Annotated in this window: 14 protein-coding genes and 1 pseudogene; 7 read left to right on the top strand and 8 right to left on the bottom strand. The window is 58.0% G+C overall.

What is annotated here, in order from left to right; translation table 11 throughout:
* Positions 1-239: 239 nt before the first annotated feature.
* On the top strand, positions 240-740 hold the full coding sequence (locus tag ACIPLA_RS22600) for a phosphate-starvation-inducible protein PsiE (protein ID WP_008014507.1): 501 nt from the start codon (positions 240-242) through the stop codon (positions 738-740).
* Here the strand turns inward: ACIPLA_RS22600 and ACIPLA_RS22595 are convergent.
* From ACIPLA_RS22595 to ACIPLA_RS22585, 3 genes are all read right to left on the bottom strand, one after another.
* Positions 737-1,054, bottom strand: coding sequence for a DUF3509 domain-containing protein (locus tag ACIPLA_RS22595; protein WP_401176078.1), 318 nt, complete (start codon positions 1,052-1,054; stop codon positions 737-739). The genes ACIPLA_RS22600 and ACIPLA_RS22595 overlap by 4 nt on opposite strands.
* Before the next feature lie 354 nt (positions 1,055-1,408).
* Complete coding sequence (locus ACIPLA_RS22590; protein WP_218398725.1) at positions 1,409-2,710, bottom strand: serine/threonine transporter; 1,302 nt, start codon at positions 2,708-2,710, stop codon at positions 1,409-1,411.
* A gap of 78 nt (positions 2,711-2,788) precedes the next feature.
* A complete protein-coding gene (locus ACIPLA_RS22585) occupies positions 2,789-4,165 on the bottom strand; it encodes an L-serine ammonia-lyase (RefSeq protein ID WP_063341512.1) in 1,377 nt (458 codons plus the stop codon).
* Between the two features lie 135 nt (positions 4,166-4,300).
* On the opposite strand from ACIPLA_RS22585, the gene ACIPLA_RS22580 reads away from it, so the two are divergent.
* Positions 4,301-5,248: a LysR substrate-binding domain-containing protein gene (locus tag ACIPLA_RS22580; RefSeq protein ID WP_123496709.1), complete on the top strand. Its 948-nt coding sequence runs from the start codon at positions 4,301-4,303 to the stop codon at positions 5,246-5,248.
* 216 nt (positions 5,249-5,464) lie between these two features.
* Complete coding sequence (locus ACIPLA_RS22575) at positions 5,465-5,872, top strand: HPF/RaiA family ribosome-associated protein (protein WP_008070486.1); 408 nt, start codon at positions 5,465-5,467, stop codon at positions 5,870-5,872.
* Between the two features lie 174 nt (positions 5,873-6,046).
* Here ACIPLA_RS22575 and ACIPLA_RS22570 read toward each other — a convergent pair.
* A pseudogene (locus ACIPLA_RS22570) lies at positions 6,047-6,284 on the bottom strand (TonB-dependent receptor domain-containing protein); the annotation flags it as partial.
* 26 nt (positions 6,285-6,310) lie between these two features.
* Entirely contained in the window at positions 6,311-7,186 is an 876-nt protein-coding gene (locus tag ACIPLA_RS22565; RefSeq protein ID WP_401176072.1) for a helix-turn-helix transcriptional regulator, read from the bottom strand.
* Positions 7,187-7,469: 283 nt separating this feature from the next.
* Here ACIPLA_RS22565 and ACIPLA_RS22560 point away from each other — a divergent pair, with 283 nt between their 5' ends.
* Positions 7,470-8,372, top strand: coding sequence for a DMT family transporter (locus ACIPLA_RS22560; protein ID WP_008070482.1), 903 nt, complete (start codon positions 7,470-7,472; stop codon positions 8,370-8,372).
* A gap of 322 nt (positions 8,373-8,694) precedes the next feature.
* Here ACIPLA_RS22560 and ACIPLA_RS22555 read toward each other — a convergent pair whose 3' ends face one another.
* Complete coding sequence (locus tag ACIPLA_RS22555) at positions 8,695-9,669, bottom strand: D-glycerate dehydrogenase (protein ID WP_063341505.1); 975 nt, start codon at positions 9,667-9,669, stop codon at positions 8,695-8,697.
* 267 nt (positions 9,670-9,936) lie between these two features.
* Positions 9,937-10,314 carry a DUF6124 family protein gene (locus ACIPLA_RS22550; protein WP_123501000.1) on the bottom strand — a complete coding sequence of 126 codons (378 nt, stop codon included), beginning with the start codon at positions 10,312-10,314 and terminating at the stop codon, positions 9,937-9,939.
* A gap of 156 nt (positions 10,315-10,470) precedes the next feature.
* Here ACIPLA_RS22550 and ACIPLA_RS22545 point away from each other — a divergent pair, with 156 nt between their 5' ends.
* From ACIPLA_RS22545 to ACIPLA_RS22535, 3 genes are all read left to right on the top strand, one after another.
* Entirely contained in the window at positions 10,471-10,686 is a 216-nt protein-coding gene (locus ACIPLA_RS22545) for a hypothetical protein (RefSeq protein WP_401176068.1), read from the top strand.
* A 155-nt stretch (positions 10,687-10,841) separates the two neighbouring features.
* Entirely contained in the window at positions 10,842-11,480 is a 639-nt protein-coding gene (locus ACIPLA_RS22540) for a hypothetical protein (protein WP_401176061.1), read from the top strand.
* Between the two features lie 234 nt (positions 11,481-11,714).
* Positions 11,715-12,503, top strand: coding sequence for a hypothetical protein (locus tag ACIPLA_RS22535; RefSeq protein ID WP_401176058.1), 789 nt, complete (start codon positions 11,715-11,717; stop codon positions 12,501-12,503).
* Between the two features lie 17 nt (positions 12,504-12,520).
* Here the strand turns inward: ACIPLA_RS22535 and ACIPLA_RS22530 are convergent, their stop codons facing one another.
* On the bottom strand, positions 12,521-13,489 hold the full coding sequence (locus ACIPLA_RS22530; protein ID WP_123501008.1) for a LysR family transcriptional regulator: 969 nt from the start codon (positions 13,487-13,489) through the stop codon (positions 12,521-12,523).
* Positions 13,490-13,641: the final 152 nt, after the last annotated feature.

Raw genomic sequence — 13,641 nt, 5'->3', positions numbered from 1 at the left:
TGAAAAGCGGTGAAAACCGCCTTTCAAACCCACAAAAACGTAAAGGATGTCCCCGGTCTCGATTGTAAAGGATGTATCCGTTTCTACATCGCGAATAGGCCGGCAAAAGCACCACAAAAGTGTCCAGTAGCAGCCCATCGCTATCTCACCCAACAGCCTCTGGCCTTTTTTCTGCATGCAGAACAACCGTCACGTCCAACCCGCATCATCCGCTCGAACCGAGCTAAGGAACAATCAAAGTGAAAATCAACTGGGCCGAGAACCTGCGGCAGAACGTGCACCAACTGGCCGAGTCCCTGGGCAACCTGTTCGTCGAGACCTTCCACTACCTGGCGCTGTTCGCCATCGGTGCGGTGACCGCGTGGGCGGCGGTGATGGAATTCCTCGGAATGCTCGAACAGGGGCACATCAAGATCGATGACATCTTGCTGCTGTTCATCTACCTGGAACTGGGGGCGATGGTCGGGATTTACTTCAAGACCAACCACATGCCGGTGCGTTTCCTGATCTATGTGGCGATCACCGCGCTGACGCGGCTGCTGATCTCCAACGTCTCGCACCACAATCCGCCGGACCTGGGGATCATCTATCTGTGCGGCGGGATTCTGCTGCTGGCGTTTTCGATTCTGGTGGTGCGTTACGCCTCGTCGCAGTTCCCTTCGGTGAAGATCGAACACCCGCAACGCAAGATCGGTGCGGGTTCCGGCGAGCATCCCGAAGTGGAGAAGGGCGAGATTTAAAGCCCCATTGAAGGTCGGGGCCGGGATTTGACCAAGGGCGGCGGCGGGTTATGATTGTCGCCGTCGGTCATGGCTTCGAGGATGGCCACGGCGCTGTGGCCTTGTTCGATGGCGATGCCGAATTGAATGCTTTGCACCAGGCGTTTGAGGCGCTTGGGATCATTGCGTTGTTCGGCGCTGATCATCCGTTTGGCCACCACGCGACCACTTTTGGAGAGGGTCAGCATGATGCTGCCGTCCAGCCCCTGAATGCTCAGGTTGACTTGATAATCCGGTGCAAAGGCATCGGTAATGAGCTGAAAAGGATTGTCCATAATGCGTCACCGCCTGATTGAACGTGCAGTTGTTGACGGCCGTGATCGGGATTAGTTCGCAACACCAGACCATCGGCCTTCCATGTTCATGTGCTTTCATCCGTGCCGCGTAAGGGATGTAGCAAGGTGCATGCCGGAAAAACTGTCGGACAATGGATACGGCAAAAAAGTGGCGGGCACTCTGGCTAATGCCGGTCAGTCAAGGACAACTCGGACCTGTAGGAGCCAGGCTTGCCGGCGAAAGCGCACTCAAGGACGCCTTCGCCGGCAAGCCTGGCTCCTACGAAAAGCGGTTTGCTCGCTTGACTGACCGGCATTAGGCACTCTGGCCCGCCTTCTTTTTGCCTGCCCGTTTCAGGGCATGAACGAGTAGATGATCGCAGACAGTGCAATCAAACCGATCAACACCACAAACACGTTCGAGGCCTGATTCGAGTACTGGCGCAAGGCCGGCACGCGGCGGATGGCGTACATCGGCATCAGGAACAACAGGCACGCGATGATCGGCCCGCCAAGGGTTTCGATCATGCCCAGAATGCTCGGATTGAAGGTCGCCACGGCCCAGCAGCTGAGGATCATGAACAGCGCAGTAATGCGGTTCAGCCAACGGGCGGACATGACGCGACCACGGCCACGCAGGCTTTTCACGATCAGGCCCTGAAAGCCTTCGCTGGCGCCGATGTAATGGCCGAGGAAGGATTTGGTGATCGCCACCAACGCAATCAACGGCGCGGCATAAGCGATGACCGGTGTCTGGAAGTGGTTGGCCAGGTACGACAGGATCGAAATGTTCTGCGCCTTCGCAGCGGCCAAATCAGCCGGGGACAACGCCAGCACGCAGCTGAAGCAAAAGAACATCACCGTGACGACCATCATGGCGTGAGCGATCGCGAGAATGCCGCTGCTTTTGCGTTCGGCTTGTTCGCCGTAACGCTGTTTCTGATCGACGGCGAAGGCCGAGATGATCGGCGAATGGTTGAACGAGAACACCATCACCGGAATCGCCAGCCACAAAGTCTTGAAGAACAGCGGCAGCGGCATGCCTTCACTGGCGGTAGCGAAGAACGCGCCGTTCCAGTTTGGAATCAGGCTGACGCCGAGCAGCAGCAATGCCGCGACGAACGGGTAAACCAGCACGCTCATGCATTTGACGATGACGCTCTGACCGCAACGCACGATCGCCATCAAGCCGAGAATCAGCCCCAGCGACAGAATCGCCCGAGGGGGCGGCGTCATGTGCAACTGGTGCTCCATGAGGCTGCTCAGGGTGTTGGTCAGCGCCACGCTGTACACCAGCAGAATCGGGAAGATCGCGAAGAAATACAGCAGCGTGATCAGCTTGCCGGCGCCGACGCCGAAGTGTTCTTCCACCACTTCGGTAATGTCCCCGGAACGCCCGGACAGCACGAAACGCGTCAGGCCACGGTGGGCGAAGAAGGTCATCGGAAAGGCCAGTACCGCCAGGAGCAGCAGCGGCCAGAAACCACCGACACCGGCGTTGATCGGCAGGAACAACGTGCCGGCGCCAATCGCCGTGCCATAGAGGCCAAGCATCCAGGTGGTGTCGTGTTTGCTCCAGCCTTTGTGGGTTATTTCGCTATTGCGGGTCAGATCTACAGCAGGATTATCGGCAGCAGGTGTACGTATTTCGGTCATCGTTTTCGCCTCGTTATTATTCTTGCTCGGGCTCACGTGTTGCGGACGGTCAGGCAGGCACCTGCTTCGGAGTGCTCCTCAGCACTCCACCCAGCTCACCGCCAGGCCGCCCCGTGAAGTTTCTTTGTATTTGTCGTGCATGTCGGCGCCGGTATCGCGCATGGTGCGGATCACCCGGTCCAGGGAAATGAAGTGTTTGCCGTCACCGCGCAGGGCCATTTGCGTGGCGTTGATCGCCTTCACGGCAGCAATTGCGTTGCGCTCGATGCACGGCACCTGCACCAGACCGCCGACGGGGTCGCAGGTCAGGCCGAGGTTGTGTTCCAGGCCGATTTCGGCGGCGTTTTCCAGTTGCTCGGGAGTCGCTCCGAGTATGTCGGCCAGGCCGGCGGCGGCCATGGCGCAGGCGGAACCGACTTCACCCTGGCAGCCGACTTCGGCGCCGGAGATCGAGGCGTTTTTCTTGCAGAGAATGCCTACAGCGGCAGCGCCCAAAAAGAACGCCACGACGTCATCGTCCGACGCGTCCGGGTTGAATTTCATGTAGTAGTGCAGCACGGCGGGAATGATCCCCGCCGCCCCGTTTGTAGGCGCGGTCACCATGCGTCCGCCAGCCGCGTTCTCTTCGTTCACGGCGAGGGCGAACAGGTTGACCCACTCCATGGCTGACAGGGTGGAACTGATGACATTCGGTTTGCCGATTTCCAACAGGCTGCGGTGCAATTTCGCGGCGCGGCGCGGAACATTCAGACCGCCGGGCAGAATGCCTTCGTGACGCAAACCTTGCTCGACGCACTCGCGCATCACCGACCAGATATGCAGCAAGCCCTGGCGGATCTCGGCGTCGCTGCGCCAGGCCCGTTCGTTGGCCATCATCAGCTCGGAAACCCGCAGACCGTGCTGGTTGCAGAGCTTGAGCAACTCGGCGGCACTGGAAAAATCGTAGGGCAGCACCACATCGCTGGCTGGCGCAATGCCGGACTCGGCTTCTGCTGCTTCGATGATGAAACCACCACCCACCGAGTAGTACGTCTGCTCGAACAGCTCACCGGTTTCGCCGAAGGCTGTCAGAGACATCGCGTTGGGGTGGTAGGGCAAGCTCTCGTCCAGCAGCAGGAGATCGCGCTGCCAGTTGAAGGCAATAGTCGACTTGCCGGCCAGACTCAGTTCGCCGGTTTCACGCAAGGTTTGGATTCGGCTGTCGATTGAGTTCGGATCAATGCTGTCTGGCCATTCGCCCATCAGGCCCATAACGCAGGCACGGTCGGTGGCGTGACCGACGCCAGTGGCCGAAAGGGAGCCATAGAGGCGGATTTCTACCCGCCGTACGTCGGCCAGCAAATGTTGGTCAATCAGTGCCTGGGCGAAGGTCGCGGCGGCGCGCATCGGGCCGACGGTATGGGAGCTGGACGGACCGATGCCAACTTTGAAGAGATCGAAAACACTGATAGCCATGCTAAAGCCTATACAAGCAATGGAAGAGAAATCGCCGCCATTTTTGTAGGCCAAGCGCAAGGTGGGCGATACTGCCAACCTCGGTCCTACGTGACCAACGAAACTTCCTAAGACAGCCTTTAGCAGGACTAAACAATGAGTCGCCAATTGCACGCCCAGACCTACGTTTGGCTGCACGTGTTTTCGTGTGCCGCGCGGCACTTGTCCTTCACCCGTTGCGCCGAAGAGCTGCACATCACGCCGGGTGCGGTCAGTCAGCAAATTCGCCAACTGGAAGAGCGGCTAGGTTTTCGCCTGTTTCATCGTCGCGCCCGGGGTGTGGAGTTGAGCGCTGAAGGCCAGCGATTGGCTATCACCGTCAACGAAGCCTACGGCAGCATCGATGCGGAATTGCGACGACTGGATGCGGGAATGATCAGCGGGATTTTGCGATTGCGCTCGATTCCATCGTTCCTGAGCAAGTGGTTGACCCCCAGGTTGCCGCGTTTGCAGCAGCGTTTTCCGGACATTCAATTGCGGCTGGTGGCAGAAGACAGCAGCGTGCCATTGCATGAGGGCGACTTCGATTTGGCCATCGACCTCAATGACGGCAGTTATCCGGGATTGTTATCCACAACCTTGTTGGATGAGCAGATCTTTCCGGTGTGCGCCCCGAGCCTTTTGCGCGCAAGGCCGCCACTGCACGGCCCGGCGGATCTGGTGCATTTTCCGTTGCTGCACGACATCACCGCCTGGCGCGGCAGTTACGAATACGCGGAATGGGAGTTCTACCTCAACGCCATCGGCTTCGAGGGCGCGGATGTGCGGCGCGGGCATACCTTCAATCGCAATCACCTGACTATTGAAGCGGCGATTGCCGGGATGGGCGTGGCGATTGCGCGACGAACGCTGCTCAACGATGAACTCGAGCGCGGGACGTTGATCGTACCGTTTGGCCTGGCGGTGCCCAATCACAAGCGTTACGTGCTGCTTTATGCGCCGGGCGCGCTGAGCCATCCGGGCGTGCGCGCGGTGCATGACTGGCTGGTGGAAGAAGCGGGGATATTTCGTAGCCTGCATCCGCTGGCGGAGCAGCAGATGTGACAGCAGCCTGGAACATCAGCCAGGGGCGACCCAACTCCCGACATTAACAGCGCTTTTACCCGTTGTCCGGCTTTTTTTGCGAATGAATATTTATCTTTTTTTAGGGGTTGAAATGTTCTGCGCACACACCGATTGTGTAACCAAGAGGTCACGGTGATGAAGCCCAAGGGCCAGCCGAAGGGCCTCTCGCGAGCTAGCTGAAATAAGGGATGAACTATGCAAATCCAAGTCAATAGCGATAACCATATTCAAAGCAGCATCCGACTGGAGGAGTGGGTACGTACTACCATTGAGAGCACGCTCGAACGTTATGAAGAGGACCTGACCCGCGTCGAGGTCCACCTGCGGGACGAGAACGGCGACAAGCCCGGTCCCCACGATATGCGCTGTCAGCTGGAAGCGCGGCCAAAAGGCCATCAACCGATTTCTGTTACCCATAAAGCCGCTAACCTGGAACTGGCGATCGACGGTGCGGCTGAAAAACTCGAACATGCGCTTGAACATCTGTTCGGCAAACTGCGGGGCAAACCACGTGCCGCTGTGGTGCCGTTCGAAAGGCCTACGGCCGATGCGCTGCTGGAAGACGAGTTTCTCGAGAACGAACAGGCTGCACAAAACGGCTGAGGCCTGATTTACTTTTTCACTTTCTCTCCACCTGAAAAACGGGCCTGCTTATGCAGGCCCGTTCTTGTTTATGGTGTTTGCCGGCTCCTGTGGTTCCATGGAAACCTGTGGCGAGGGAGCAAGCTCCCTCGCCACAAAGTGTCTTGCCTCAGACCGGGGTAGTAATCAAAACGCGGTTTCGCCACGGGCGATCACATAGTCATTGGCTTGATTGCTTTCATACTGATTGTCGAAATTGATCAGGAATGCGCCAATCTCGGCACGCAACGCGCCATTGTCGTAGCGGGTCCAGCTTCCAGGTGCGCGCCTTCTCCGGTTTGACTTCGCCGCTGGTCACCCGGTTAGGCGTCTGGCTGTACTGCACGCTGCCAAATGAACCTTCGGTATTGGCGTAGAGGTTCCAGCTGTCGGTCACCGAAAATCGACTGGATTGCATCGCTAGCGCAAAAACGCCTGCCGATACTCCCCAGGCGTACCACCCAGTGCCTGGCGAAAACGATTGGTGAAATGGCTCGCACTGGCAAACCCACAGGCCAACGCAATATCCCCCAACGGCTGCGACGTTGTGCGCAACAATTCCCGCGCGCGGCTCAGTCGCCGAGCCAACACATACTGATGCGGCGGCAAACCGAAGCTCACTCGGAACATTCGCGCAAAGTGATATTCGGACAGCGCACATAACCCCGCCAATTGCCCAAGGCTGATGGCTTCGGCCATTTGATGGTCGATGAACTCCACCAACTGCCGCCGCTGATGCGCCGCCAACCCACCCTTGAGGCGCAAGCCCTCACGCACACCGACCTGGCTGAGCAGGGCATGGCTGAGCATTTCGTGGGCCAGGCTGCTGGTGAGCAGGCGTTCGCCCGGCTCATCCCAGTTGAGGGCGATCAACTGCCGAAAGCGCCGGGCTTGCTGCGGGTCTTCAAGGAACGTGCGCTCGCGCAGCTGCAATTCCCGAGGTTCGCGATCCAGCAGCGTGACGCAACCAAGGGCAAATTGTTCGGGGCTGAAATACAGGTGGGCCAGGCGAATATCGCCGTTGATTACCCAGCCTGACTGATGGTCGGCCGGCAGAATGCACAGCTTGTCCGGGCCGCCCTTGGTGCCGGGCTGGTCGCGGCGAAAAGTACCGGTACCGCCAGCGATGTAGCAAGACAAGGTGTGATGGCTCGGCGCTTCGTAATCCTGGGCATCGTGGTGGTTGTTCCACAAAGCTGCGGCCATGCCGTCACCGAGCTCGGCGCTGTGCTCCAGACGAGCATTGGGCGAGCGGTTAAGCGCTTGAAAGACTTGCAGGGTTTCCAGTGCGGCCATGATCGGTTCTCTCCAACGCCTTGCATCCTACTCCGTAGAGGTTGGCCTGCCAGCCCGCCGGCCGACAAAAGCGCAAGTTTATGCAAGTGCGCCTACGATTGGCGCAGCAGACTGGCTCCCTAATCAGGCAATGCACTGTGGCGAGGGAGCTTGCTCCCGCTTGAGTGCGTAGCGCTCACAAAACTGGCGAAATTTGCCAGGACTTGGGGCCGCTACGCAGCCCAGCGCGAGCAAGCTCGCTCGCCACAAAGTGAACAGCATTGCCCATCCCGGAGCTGTCGCCATGAACATTTCGTTGTATCTACTGACCGTGCTGATCTGGGGCACCACCTGGATTGCCTTGAAATGGCAACTGGGCGTGGTGGCGATTCCGGTGTCGATCGTTTATCGCTTCGGCCTTGCCGCATTGGTGTTGTTCGTGATGTTGCTGCTCAGCCGCCGTCTGCAAGTGATGAACCGTCGCGGACATCTGATCTGCCTGGCGCAGGGCTTGTGCCTGTTCTGCATCAATTTCATGTGCTTTCTTACCGCCAGCCAATGGATTCCCAGCGGTCTGGTCGCCGTGGTGTTTTCCACCGCCACCCTGTGGAATGCCTTCAACGCACGGGTGTTTTTCGGTCAGAAAATCGCTCGCAATGTACTGATGGGCGGTGCACTGGGTTTGCTCGGATTGGGCCTGTTGTTCTGGCCAGAGCTGGCCGGTCATACCGCCAGCCCTGAAACCATGCTCGGGTTGGGCTTGGCGCTGCTCGGAACCTTATGCTTCTCGGCCGGCAACATGCTGTCGAGTCTGCAACAGAAGGCCGGCTTGAAACCCCTGACCACCAATGCCTGGGGCATGGCTTACGGCGCGGCGATGTTGACGGTGTGGTGTCTGGTCAAAGGCATCCCGTTCGACATGGAATGGAATGCCCGCTACATCGGGTCGTTGCTGTACCTGGTGATTCCGGGCTCGGTGATCGGCTTCACCGCTTACCTGACGCTGGTCGGGCGCATGGGCCCGGAGCGGGCAGCGTACTGCACCGTACTCTTTCCGGTAGTGGCGCTGAATGTGTCGGCGTTTGTCGAAGGCTATCAATGGACGGCACCGGCGCTGGTGGGGCTGGTGTTGGTGATGTTGGGGAATGTGCTGGTGTTCCGTAAACCCAAGGCGCCGATGGTGCAGGGGACTGGCAAATTTGCCTGATGCTTTTCAAAGATTGACCGCGTATTACTCCGCGCTCGATCCTCAACGCCCATACTCATTATCCGCAGGGGCGGGTAAGTAAGGAGAATCCATAGCGCTCAATGCCAGTCAGTTAAGGCGCGGAACCTGCGGGAGCGGGCTTGCTCGCGAAAGCGGTGTATCAGGCAACATCAATGTTGACTGTGCCGCCGTCTTCGCGAGCAAGCCCGCTCCCACAGGTTCTGCGCCTTAACTGACTGGCATTGGTCCATAGCGCTAGGTTTTTTCGTCTGCACGTTGTGTAACGAGTGGGCAGGCGTTTGAACCGCCTGCCCTTATTTCGTCAGCCTTTCCAAACTTGTGGGTTCACCAGATCTTGCGGCCGCTCACCCAACAAGGCACTGCGCAAGTTGGCCAAGGCACGGTTGGCCATGGCTTCACGGGTTTCGTGGGTCGCCGAGCCAATGTGCGGCAAGGTCACGGCGTTTTTCAGTTGGAACAATGGCGACTCGGCCAGCGGTTCTTTCTCGTAGACGTCCAGCCCGGCGCCGCGAATCCGGTTGTTTTGCAGCGCTTCGATCAGCGCCGGTTCGTCCACTACGGGGCCGCGGGCGATGTTCACCAGAATGGCGCTCGGTTTCATCAGCGCCAGTTCACGGTGGCTGATCAGGTGCCTGGTTTTTTCGCTGAGCGGCACCACCAGGCAGACGAAATCGGCTTCGGCCAGCAACTGGTCGAGGCTGCGAAACTGCGCACCGAGCTCCTGTTCCAGTTCGGTCTTGCGGCTGTTGCCGCTGTAGATAATCGGCATGTTGAAGCCCAACCGACCGCGACGGGCGATGGCCGCGCCGATGTTGCCCATGCCGACAATCCCTAAGGTTTTGCCATGCACATCGCTACCGAACAACGGCGCGCCGACGGTGGCTTGCCATTGGCCGGCCTTGGTCCAGGCATCCAGTTCGGCGACGCGGCGGGCGCTGCTCATGAGCAACGCGAAGGCCAGGTCGGCGGTGCTTTCGGTGAGGACGTCGGGGGTGTTGGTGAGCATGATCCCGCGTTCGTTGAAGTAGGCGAGGTCGTAGTTGTCGTAGCCAACGGAGACGCTGGAGACCACTTCCAGTTTGCTGGCGTTTTCCAGCTGCGCGCGACCGAGTTTGCGGCCGACGCCGATCAGGCCGTGGGCGTGGGGCAGGGCCTCATTGAATTGGGCATTGATGTCGCCGTTTTTCGGGTTCGGCACGATCACGTCGAAGTCTTGTTGCAGACGTTCGATCATCGGTGGGGTGATACGGCTGAAGGCGAGGACGGTTTTTTTCATTGGAGGCGGCTCGTCGGGCTTGGAGAATGCCAAGCACGCTAACATTCTTCTCGGACATTATGCGAGCGCTCGGATTGCCGGGTGTACGCCATCCAAACCTGTAGGAGCGAGGCTTGCCCGCGAAGGCGCCCTGACAGCCGACCAATCTCTCGCAGATGTACACATTTAATTGTGGGAGCGAGCCTGCTCGCGATGGCGGTGTGTCAGGCGACCTCAATGTTGAAATGTGAGAAAGCCTTCGCGGGCAAGCCTCGCTCCTACAAGGGGTCAGCTGTGTGGCGCGGGTTTGGGTACGTTGAGGTTATCCAGCATCCGGTTCACCGCCAGCTCGGCCAGCATGACGATCTGCTGAATCGCCATGGCCGTATTCCGATGCGGGCCTTCCAGATACCCCGCAAAATCAGTTGCCATCACACTGGCCTGGGCCAACGATTCACAGGTGTGGGCCAACAGGTCTTCGTCTTTGATATCCGGCGCAACCATATACATCGTGCTTGGCTTGCGAGCCACGGGGGATTTGAGAGCGGCTGGATTGAGGTAGTGATCGAGCGCGCGGTTAGCGGCTTCGTGGAGCTTTTTTGAATCGAGGGATTCGTAGGGGGAAACGTCGTCGGTTTCAGGAGGGTTCGGTGTTTCTTTGATCATGCGGAAGTTACTCATTGGCAGATGAAGTGGAACTGCCATCTTTCGTTTTCCAGACGAAAGGGTGGCAGCTGCGCGCGGACTGGAAAAACCGGAACATCCACCAAACCCGGCAGACCCGAAGGTCTCCCGCGCACAGCCGCCATAACAAGGAATTGCGTGCAGAAAAAAGCGCCGCAGTATGCCATGGGGGTTGGTAAGTGTTCGCCAGGTTTTCCAGACCTGATCGCTGATTTGGTAGCGACCCACAAAGCCTACCCACTTCGTTTCCGAAGCAACAACCGTCAAAACCTGTGGGAAACATCCTCAAAAATCACCCCGTCTGTAGGAGCTGCCGAAGGCTGCGATCTTTTGATCTTCCGGCGCTATCAATGACGTAAAGATCGAAAGATTGCAGCCCTTCGGCAGCACCCCACAGTGTCGCCATCATGAAAACTCGGACTTCCCCTACACGCAAAAACGATTCGCCCGGCATCCCCCCTTGAGCCCACTCGCCAAAGTCTCCCATTTCCAAGGAACGGGACACGAGCGTGACCAGACTCATCCCCCAAAACCAACTCGCCGGCCAACACGGCCAGGTGCTAGACAGCCATCAAGCCGTCGCCAACCTGCGCCAGGCCCTGAACTATCCTTACGACCTGCAAGGCTTCGACGATCTGCTTAGCGCGATCGGCGCCAACCGATCCAACTACATGCAGGCCGCCAACCAGCAGAAACTCATCAACGCCGTCAGCAACGGTGATTGGGTCATGGTGACGCCCCGCATCGATCCCGATAACGGCGGTGCTTCATGGAATGCCTTCAAACCCAAACCTGAGCCGCCACCGGCGCAACATCTGGTCGAAGAACATGCCTTCGCTCTGCCCAAACCCGTGGAGTCGGGCTTCTACATCATTCAGCAGCCCATGACCCTCGAAGCCCTTGAGCGCTCACTGTACGAAAACCCGCCAAGCGATGCACTGCGTCGGGAATTTCGCTCGCTCAATCGCCATCTCGGTGAGCGGGTGAAACCGGGGCAAATGGTGATTTTCAGCGATTCACGGCATTACATGTGCCGCCGCGAAGAGGCGAAAATGATGATCGCGGCGCAGAAGGTCAACGAAGCATTGAAGGATCTGAGTGATGAAGAGGCGTCGTTCATGGTCGAAAATCAAATGCTCCCAAGCTAGATTCGTAGAGGGAGGCAAGTTGGCAGGAAGTATTAGCGGAGGTGTTGCCGCCGGATATGTAGCGAGTAGCGCACTGAAATATGGAGTGTGCGCGGCAATAGGTGTGGAGACATTGGGTGTTGGTGGAATCGTTTGTGCGCTGCTGGTGTCGGGTGCTGTCGCCAGTGCGACGGGAACCAAAGGCTCAGAAATTGGCGGAGAAATAGGTGAAAAAATATATGAGCTCACACAACCATGAGTGGCGCTGAGAATGTGCATTTGATTGGTTGGGTACTTGTTTTTCTGATGATTTTGCTCAGTCAGACCCTCTTATTATTGGGCGCCTACTTCAAACTCGACCAAATTGAAGGTCACTTCAACGCGTCTCATTTGGTGAGTATCAATCGAAACACGGCGGGTGACGGCCCGTTTGGACGGATGAACAGACTTAGGTTGATTGGCGCTTTAACGGGCAGTTTCTATCAACATCAGATGTTGGACCCGTATGCGTTTATGGAGGCTGAAATCTTGCCGGAGCGTCTGAGAAAATGGGCTGAAACTCCAAAAAGACTTATGCGGATTGCGGTCGTCAGCGCTGGACTACTGTTGCTTTGGAGTGGTTTTGTGTCTTTGCGTACGACAATTTCAAACCCGATGAGTGACCTGAAACTACTCTACACAGCCATCCTGATCGGCTTTTTCGCCCTGGTTTCTATCGTTTCGCTGCTGCGTGTTTACATCTGTTTTTTTAAACTCGAAGAACTCGAATTTCACCTCAACGACTCTTACTTCGTTGGTCGCAACCGTCGGGTCATGGGGGATGGTCTGTACGGGCGTCATTACCGCTTGACTCATCTCTCGACCATGCTTCGTGAGGATGATGCATTCCTGCTGAGAAGCGACCCGCATTGTATCGATGAAATAAAGCACTTCCCTTTACACCTACGACGCTGGGTCGTCATTCCCAATCTGATGTTTGCCTATTCAATTGTTGGCCTTTGTGCGTATTGGCTCTGCGGAACGTACGCTGGACTGCTGGGCTAACCCGCAGTCCACACACCTCAATTCGCCAACCGCGCCCCACCCAAACTCCCACTCAACTCATACGCCGCCAATTCCGCCTGATGCGCCGCCAATATCTCCGGCAACGACCCGCGCAAGTATTCCACCCACGTCTTGATCTTCGCATCCAGATACTGCCGCGACGGGTAGATCGCATACAGATTCAATTCCTGTGAGCGATAGTTCGGCATCACCCGCACCAACGTGCCGTTGCGCAGCCCTTCTATCGCCGCGTACACCGGTAAAACGCCAACCCCCATGCCGCTGGTGATTGCAGTCTTCATCGCATCAGCGGAGTTCACCAAAAACGGTGAGCTGTTGATGGTGACCATTTCCTGGCCGTCAGGGCCATCGAAGGCCCATTTCTCCAGCGGGATGACCGGGCTCACCAGGCGCAGGCAGGCGTGGTTGAGCAAATCGCTGGGTTTGTGCGCGCAGCCGTTGGCTTTTACATAGGCGGGCGACGCGCAAACGATGCTGTAGGTGATGCCCAAACGCTGGGAGACGAAGCCCGAGTCCGGCAGTTCGCTGGCAAGCACGATGGACACGTCGTAGCCCTCGTTGAGCAGATCCGGCACGCGGTTGGCCATGGTCAGGTCGAAGGTCACGTCCGGGTGGGTTTTGCGGTAGCGGGCGATGGCGTCGATTACGAAGTGCTGACCGATGCCGGTCATGGTATGCACCTTGAGTTGCCCGGCCGGGCGCGCGTGGGCGTCGCTGGCCTCGGCTTCGGCTTCTTCGACGTAGGCCAGGATCTGCTCGCAACGCAATAGATAGCGCTTGCCGGCCTCGGTCAGGGCGATGCGGCGGGTGGTGCGGTTGAGCAGGCGGGTTTGCAGGTGGGCTTCCAGGTTGGAGACCGCGCGCGAGACGTTGGCCGTGGTGGTGTCGAGTTGCACGGCAGCGGCGGTGAAGCTGCCGGCCTCGGCCACGTAACTGAAGGCGCGCATGTTTTGCAAAGTGTCCATGGGGTGCTCTCTTGGCGAATGGCAAATTGTGACACGAAGTTGCTGATTCTTTACAGGCGACTAAAGACGAGACCAAGGGATTATCGCGTTAACGGTAACAAAGATTCACAAGAATCCCGGCTTATCGCCAACAAGGCCCACCCCTAGAATTG

The sequence above is a fragment of the Pseudomonas sp. NPDC086112 genome, from assembly GCF_044746425.1.
Taxonomy (GTDB): domain Bacteria; phylum Pseudomonadota; class Gammaproteobacteria; order Pseudomonadales; family Pseudomonadaceae; genus Aquipseudomonas.
Note: the sequence above shows the minus strand (reverse complement) of the source record. Positions and strands in the feature narration are given on the sequence as shown.

Excerpts from the sequence above, each read along its gene's own strand:
- ACIPLA_RS22550 (WP_123501000.1), bottom strand. The coding sequence starts at position 10,314 with ATGATCAAAGAAACACCGAACCCTCCTGAAACCGACGACGTTTCCCCC.
- ACIPLA_RS22580 (WP_123496709.1), top strand. The coding sequence starts at position 4,301 with ATGAGTCGCCAATTGCACGCCCAGACCTACGTTTGGCTGCACGTGTTT.
- ACIPLA_RS22565 (WP_401176072.1), bottom strand. The coding sequence starts at position 7,186 with ATGGCCGCACTGGAAACCCTGCAAGTCTTTCAAGCGCTTAACCGCTCG.
- ACIPLA_RS22555 (WP_063341505.1), bottom strand. The coding sequence starts at position 9,669 with ATGAAAAAAACCGTCCTCGCCTTCAGCCGTATCACCCCACCGATGATC.
- ACIPLA_RS22530 (WP_123501008.1), bottom strand. The coding sequence starts at position 13,489 with ATGGACACTTTGCAAAACATGCGCGCCTTCAGTTACGTGGCCGAGGCC.
- ACIPLA_RS22560 (WP_008070482.1), top strand. The coding sequence starts at position 7,470 with ATGAACATTTCGTTGTATCTACTGACCGTGCTGATCTGGGGCACCACC.
- ACIPLA_RS22590 (WP_218398725.1), bottom strand. The coding sequence starts at position 2,710 with ATGACCGAAATACGTACACCTGCTGCCGATAATCCTGCTGTAGATCTG.
- ACIPLA_RS22535 (WP_401176058.1), top strand. The coding sequence starts at position 11,715 with ATGAGTGGCGCTGAGAATGTGCATTTGATTGGTTGGGTACTTGTTTTT.
- ACIPLA_RS22595 (WP_401176078.1), bottom strand. The coding sequence starts at position 1,054 with ATGGACAATCCTTTTCAGCTCATTACCGATGCCTTTGCACCGGATTAT.
- ACIPLA_RS22575 (WP_008070486.1), top strand. The coding sequence starts at position 5,465 with ATGCAAATCCAAGTCAATAGCGATAACCATATTCAAAGCAGCATCCGA.
- ACIPLA_RS22585 (WP_063341512.1), bottom strand. The coding sequence starts at position 4,165 with ATGGCTATCAGTGTTTTCGATCTCTTCAAAGTTGGCATCGGTCCGTCC.